This window comes from Petrocella sp. FN5 (assembly GCF_029210395.1).
Classification (GTDB): Bacteria; Bacillota; Clostridia; order Lachnospirales; family Vallitaleaceae; genus Petrocella.
On sequence record NZ_JARGDP010000182.1, the window covers coordinates 1 to 1,409 of the forward strand.

1 protein-coding gene is annotated in these 1,409 nt (G+C 31.7%); it reads right to left on the reverse strand.

Features of this window, described 5'->3' with window-relative positions:
• Positions 1–1,301: transposase family protein (locus P0N36_RS15335; RefSeq protein ID WP_275843762.1), on the reverse strand; the 1,301-nt coding region annotated here is incomplete at its 3' end.
• Positions 1,302–1,409: the final 108 nt, after the last annotated feature.

Consider the following 1,409-nt stretch of genomic DNA (forward strand, 5'->3'; position numbering starts at 1 on the left):
CTAAGACACTCCAATAAACCTTCTGATATCATTTTCAAAGTTCTCTTTATTATTTTGATATCCTTTATACCATTTTCATATAACTGAAGTAGTATATCTGCCAATTGTGTTATTAAATAATGGTTTTTCATAGCATTGTAATCTAGGCTGTTTGCGTGGGTTATGATATATCTATAGTTTTTTTGGATATTAAATCCTTCATTTTCAATCAGCCAACGTTTTCTACCTGTTTCACTTAATTCATGTGCATTTTTTTCTTTTACTCTTAAACTCGTTACCCATTGAAATTCCTGCTTTTTTTTATTCTCTTTAATGTGCTCTATTTCCAATTCCAACACTGCTACATTGTGTCCATTGTAATCTAAGTCATTTACCCATTTCAATCTATGAATACTTTTTATTTTTGGATTTCTTTTGTATACTTTTTCTGTTTCTACAATTGTTTCTTCGCCTTCACCCATTTCCTGGATTGTCTGATATTCCTTCGCTAGCGTCGGTATACTCCCATCTTTATAACGAATCAAAAATTCCCAGTTGTTCTGGCGACAGATTTCAAATACAGGCTCACATGCATATAAGCTATCACCCATTAAACAAATCGGAAGCCTTGGAAACATAGTCTTAAGTGTCTTGGCTAAACGCTTAAATGACGTTCGCTCACAATCCTGTTTGCTGATGTTTTCTTTCTCATTTTCTATAAATTCAGTCGCTATACTGACTACCAGATCGTCACTAAAAACTATTTTTGCTTCCAATACCTGGTGATAATAAATAGTTTTTTCTTCTTCTGTCCCTTTATTTACTGTCTTTGTCAAACAGTGCTCACAATGTCTTTTACTAAAACAAAACAACTGGGTCGCATCAACAATTACAAGCCAATGTTTGCTAAGAAATTTTCCGTCTTCAAAACTTTTCTTACGTATAAGACTGTATATCATGTTTTTGCGTATTTTTTCAAGTTCTGCATTATCCATTTTGGAAAGACATTCATTGATTGTTACATAATGTGGCAAATAGTCTTTTTCCTCAAGACCCAGTATTTTATATATGTTTTTTATACATGCATCTTCATTAAATGTTTCTGTCATTTCTTGCATAGATTCCATCGAGCACACATTTTTCAATATCATTACATATAAAATTACTTCAATCTCATAGGTTATATACGATTGATTACGCCCATCCAAAACATTTTTTATATCGCTTATTAAGTCTGGAAAGTAGTGGTTTTGTATTTTCAAAAAATCGACTACTTCCTTTTTAAGTTTCCTTTTTATTTCTCTAGCTTCTGCACGTGTCATAATAAATACCCCTCTGCGAAAAAGTTTTTTTTATTATACACTTTTTGCAATGATTATGCAGCTATATATGGACTTATTAGTGCGAAATATATTTACCTTTCAAAGCTG